Origin of the sequence: Desulfofundulus sp., from assembly GCF_049701015.1 — a bacterium.
Taxonomy (GTDB): domain Bacteria; phylum Bacillota; class Desulfotomaculia; order Desulfotomaculales; family Desulfovirgulaceae; genus Desulfofundulus.
In genome coordinates, this window is sequence record NZ_JBNATZ010000225.1 from 1 (window position 1) to 4093 (window position 4093).

The following is a 4093-nucleotide window of genomic DNA, read 5'->3' on the forward strand; positions in this document are numbered from 1 at the left end:
GGTCAGCCGGGTAAAACCGGGGAGGCTTCGTTTCTATCCTCTTTCGTTTGGAACATGCTCGTCCCGCCTGGGTGCGAACTCATTGCCTGTACCCGCCGGCCGGGGTACGGGCCCGCAGGTACCCGTTGTTTGGCAGGCATCTTCCAGAGCCTGGCGCAGTTCCCGGCATAAACGGTAGAACGATTCTGTTTTGCGGTAGTCCTTGCTCCCTGCGGCCGGGTTTTCCAGCACGGCAGCCACCCGGCCGGGACGGGATGTAAGCACAACGATGCGTTGACCGAGGTAAGCCGCTTCTTCGATGCTGTGGGTGACCAGAATGACGGTAATTCCCCCGTCCTTTAAAATATCCAGCAGGCTTTCCTGCAGGGATTCCCGGGTAAGAGCGTCCAGGGAGGAAAAGGGCTCGTCCATCAACAGCAGGTCCGGACGGGTGACCACGGAACGTGCGATGGCCACTCGCTGGCGCTGGCCGCCACTCAACTGGGCCGGAAAGCGGCGGCGGAGTTCCCATAGGCCCATTTGTTTGAGCACACGTTCGCCGGCGGCCTGAATTTCAGCGGCCGGCGAACGCCGGATGATCAGACCCAGTACGGTGTTCTGCCACACCGTTTTCCAGGGGAGCAGGCCGTAATCCTGCAGGATGAGTGAAGTCTCCCTGCGACCCGGCTGAGGTTCCCGGCCATTGATCAGGACCCGGCCGCTCTGCGGCTGGAGCAGGCCGGCCAGTACATACAGCAGGGTGGACTTGCCGCAACCGGACGGGCCGATCACGACACAGGTGGTACCGGCCTCCACCTGAAAGGATACATCGCGTAAAGCCTCGACCGTTTCCCGTTCTTGATGGAAGACGACATTCAGGCCGGCTATATCTACCGTGGCACCACTTAGCTGCATGGGATCGTTTCTCCTCAAGCCTTCGGACTTTCCCCCAGTACTCTCGTGTCCACCATATCGTCGTAAGTCAATGGTTTGGTCAGCAACTTATGTTCCTGCATCCACTGCAGTACGTCCTGCACGTCCTTACGTTTGGGCAGCTGTGGAGCTGAAAAGTTAACGGCCAGCCGGTATGGGGATGAGTTGAGCACGGGTGCCGGTACGCGGGCTTCTCTGGCCAGCAGGTCGTTATAGCCGTAGGGATTGGCCTGGATATCGCTAACTGCCCGGGAGTAGGCACGCATCAGTTTTTGCAGTTGTGGCAGGTTGTTGTCTATGGTATCCCGACGTACCATGAGCACTGTCTGGGCTACGTTGTCGTTTGTTGTGCTGGCTACAACGTGTGCCCCCTTGATTTGGGCCAGGGTGGCCAGGGGGTCGGGCAGAGTGGCCGCCTGCACCTTTCCGTTTAACAATGCTTCCAGCCGGACGGGCATTTTGGGAATGGAAGTTTTTTTGATTTCTTTTTTATCCAGTCCCTGGTCCTCCAGCAGACGATCGGTTACGTATTCGATGATGGAGTTGGTCGAAATGGCGATGGGTACGTTTTTTAGCTGGGCCGGTTTGCGGATATCGGACCGGGGTGCCGAAAGGATGGCGAAACGGCTTTCCCCAGGCTTGACGCCCATGCAGATGGACACCGCCCGGACCGGTGTGCCGGCATTGTTCAAACCTGCCACCGCAAGCAAGTCGCCCACGGCAGCGTCAATCTGCCCGGCGGCAAACGCGCTGTCCCGTTCCACTGCGCTGGGGAAGGGGATCAACTGTACATTTAAGCCTTCCGCCTTGAAATAACCCTTCTGCTGGGCCACCCAGAAGGGCAGGTTGTCGATAATAGGCAGCATGCCCAGGCGCAGGGTACTCCGGTTTTCCTGCGGTGCCGTGGTCACTTTGCCGGCGCATCCCGCAGCTGCAGTACCGGCCAAAACAAGCAGGACAACGAGGAACAAGAGATTTCTTCTCATGGCATACATCACCTGAGTTAATATTTTAGTTATCGAAGTTATTCGACCTGAAACGCCTTTTCCCTTTTCAATCGTGACACTAATTCTGATGCAGGGTAATCATTTCGCAGTTCACCTGCGGCCCTTCTTCTCCACGGTGATGTTTTTCCCGTCGGACGTGAACACTATCGTGCCGTCCCGGTCGGTCCGGTAGACCTTGACACCTGCCTCCGCCAGCCTGACGAGGGTTTCTCTATGCGGGTGGCCGTAGTCGTTATCTTTACCGACAGAGATTACGGCGTACTCGGGAGCCACTGCTTTCAAAAAAGCCGTGGTGGTGGAACGGTGGCTGCCGTGGTGTCCTACTTTGAGCACATCGGCTCTGAGGTTGGCGCCGGAAGCGAGCATTTCAGCTTCCGACCGGGCTCCGGCATCGCCGGTTAAAAGGAAAGCCGTAGCGCCGTATTCTATTCTGGTCACGGCCGACCAGTCGTTCAAGTCTTCGTAGTCGGAGCTGCAGGGGGCGACGAAATATGCCCTGAGGTTTCCCTGGTCGAGTATGGTGACGCCGGCCCTGGCGGTGTTGATCTTAAGGCCTTTGTTTTTTACTGCGAGCAGTACGTCCTTAAACGACCTGGTTGTAGTGGTCGCCCGGGGCATGTAGACTCTGCCGATCTCGAAAGTCCTGATTACCTTGTCCATCCCTCCGATGTGGTCTTCGTGGGGGTGTGTCCCAACCAGGTAGTCGATTTTTTCGATTCCCTGCCGTTTCAGGTAGGATACCACTCGCGGGCCGTCGTCGTTTTTCCCGGCGTCCACCAGCATGTTTCGTCCATCTGGGAATTGGACCAGGATTGAGTCGGCCTGTCCCACGTCGAGGAAGTGGACTTTCAGAACTTTTCCAGGCAGGTCGTTCTCCCGGTTGACCGATGGAGCTTCCGGCGAAACGGGGGGAGGTGCTGTCCCCGTCCCGGTGGTTGGGCCGGAGTTGCTGCAACCTGCCAGGATGGCCAGGAGTAAGGCGAGAATCAGGGCGAGAATGACAATTCGCTTCACCCGTGTACCACCTCAGTCCTCAAAAAGTTCCTCCGCCAGCCGTTTGACGGTTTCGGCTCTGGTGCCGGTAGATTCTCTATCCAGGGTTATGTATATGTTGATAACGTCCCCTTCCCGCGCGCCGGGGGGAATAAGGACTTTGGGAATATTGAAGGTCTTCCGACCGAATTCGATGACGGCCCAGTCTCCTTCAAACCGGTCAATGATCAGCATGCTCGTGCCCCCTTTTAAGATGCGGGACAATATCCTTGAATCAGGCTCATTTCACGTGTAAGGATAATTTTACCACTGTAGTTTGACGCGGCAAATTATACCGGTTGACCACCAGTAATTCCTTTTCATCAAAGGCAGGGAACATTTTGAGAAAATCTGTAACCGGTGCTATGGGGAGGTTGATGTAAGGAGTCTTGTAATGCATGGGCAGAACATAAATTGGTGACAATTGCCTTACCAGTTCCGCCGCCTCTCCTGCGTCAATAGTGAAGTAACCCCCGACCGGGATCATTAGAACATCAATCCGGCCGAGTGCTTCCATTAAGCCTTGATCCGGCAGGTGACCCAGATCGCCCACATGGCACACCCGGAGTCCTTCGGTTTCCACTACAAAAATAATATTTTTACCCCGCTGGGCACCCTGTTTCTTATCATGGTAGGAATGGTAGCCCGTAATTTTGATGTTACCCAGGATGTGCTCTCCGGCATCCTGTACCACACGCGGGTTGCCGGGCACCGTACCTACGGCATTGTGGTCAAAGTGCTGGTGACTGACAGTCACGATGTCGGCCGGAATACGGGGGAGCGGGTAACCTATTGTTTCGTCGAACGGGTCTGTAATAATGCGCGTATTACTTTCGGTTGTCAATAAAAAACATGCGTGACCGAGCCACTGGATCTTCATAAGTATTACCTCCTATGCCAATTAATTTTTTCCATAATAATCTTGTCAATAATCTTGTCCGGACTCTTTGACCCGGCGCACCAGCAATTCCACGCAGGCCTTTATATTTTGCGGCGAGTAGACCCTGAGACCGTTGTGGTAGTAGCGGTGGTAAAGACCGGCCAGCAGTTCCTCATTCGGGCCCTGGCAGGTATATATGTACCGGTGCAGTTGCCTGGCCGCTTCTTCTGCCGCCTTAAAACAGCCCGTAGCGCCCGCCTCC

The 4093-nt window shown here is 55.7% G+C and carries 5 protein-coding genes and 1 pseudogene; all 6 read right to left on the reverse strand.

Features of this window, described 5'->3' with window-relative positions:
* Positions 1-33: 33 nt before the first annotated feature.
* A complete protein-coding gene (locus ACPLUI_RS11970) occupies positions 34-894 on the reverse strand; it encodes an ABC transporter ATP-binding protein (RefSeq protein ID WP_424660491.1) in 861 nt (286 codons plus the stop codon).
* Positions 895-908: 14 nt separating this feature from the next.
* Positions 909-1898, reverse strand: coding sequence for an ABC transporter substrate-binding protein (locus ACPLUI_RS11975; protein WP_424660492.1), 990 nt, complete (start codon positions 1896-1898; stop codon positions 909-911).
* Positions 1899-2009: 111 nt separating this feature from the next.
* A complete protein-coding gene (locus tag ACPLUI_RS11980) occupies positions 2010-2933 on the reverse strand; it encodes a ComEC/Rec2 family competence protein (RefSeq protein WP_424660493.1) in 924 nt (307 codons plus the stop codon).
* A gap of 12 nt (positions 2934-2945) precedes the next feature.
* Complete coding sequence (locus ACPLUI_RS11985; RefSeq protein WP_424660494.1) at positions 2946-3146, reverse strand: DUF3006 domain-containing protein; 201 nt, start codon at positions 3144-3146, stop codon at positions 2946-2948.
* Between the two features lie 46 nt (positions 3147-3192).
* Positions 3193-3831, reverse strand: coding sequence for an MBL fold metallo-hydrolase (locus ACPLUI_RS11990; RefSeq protein WP_424660495.1), 639 nt, complete (start codon positions 3829-3831; stop codon positions 3193-3195).
* Between the two features lie 45 nt (positions 3832-3876).
* Positions 3877-4093 (reverse strand): annotated as a pseudogene (locus ACPLUI_RS11995) (hypothetical protein); the annotation flags it as partial.

Bases quoted from the DNA above. Each gene is read 5' to 3' on its own strand.
- ACPLUI_RS11990 (WP_424660495.1), bottom strand. From the start codon at position 3,831: ATGAAGATCCAGTGGCTCGGTCACGCATGTTTTTTATTGACAACCGAA.
- ACPLUI_RS11970 (WP_424660491.1), bottom strand. From the start codon at position 894: ATGCAGCTAAGTGGTGCCACGGTAGATATAGCCGGCCTGAATGTCGTC.
- ACPLUI_RS11975 (WP_424660492.1), bottom strand. From the start codon at position 1,898: ATGAGAAGAAATCTCTTGTTCCTCGTTGTCCTGCTTGTTTTGGCCGGT.
- ACPLUI_RS11985 (WP_424660494.1), bottom strand. From the start codon at position 3,146: ATGCTGATCATTGACCGGTTTGAAGGAGACTGGGCCGTCATCGAATTC.